This window comes from Pseudomonas sp. EA_65y_Pfl1_P113, assembly GCF_963970525.1.
In the GTDB taxonomy this organism is placed as follows: domain Bacteria; phylum Pseudomonadota; class Gammaproteobacteria; order Pseudomonadales; family Pseudomonadaceae; genus Aquipseudomonas; species Aquipseudomonas tritici.
The window spans coordinates 1-256 of the sequence record NZ_CAXAQM010000734.1 but is presented as its reverse complement, the minus strand read 5'-3'; the positions used below and the strand labels follow the sequence as shown (position 1 = coordinate 256).

At 55.9% G+C, this 256-nt stretch carries 1 pseudogene; it reads right to left on the bottom strand.

Features of this window, described 5'->3' with window-relative positions:
• A pseudogene (locus AACY52_RS31955) lies at positions 1–256 on the bottom strand (IS630 family transposase); the annotation flags it as partial.

The following is a 256-nucleotide window of genomic DNA, read 5'->3' as shown; positions in this document are numbered from 1 at the left end:
AATCTGTTGCAGAAAAGCCAGAAACTCCTTGGCTCGATGGCGCTGGGTAATCCGTCCGATGACTTGGCCGCTCATAATGTCGAAAGCCGCGTACAGACTCGCCGTACCATGGCGTTTGTAATCATGCGTGCGACGTTCAACTTGACCTGGGCGTAGTGGCAACATCGGTTGGGTGCGATCCAACGCCTGGATCTGGGTTTTCTCGTCAACCGACAGCACCAGGGCGTTATCCGGTGGGTTCAGATAGAGCCCGACC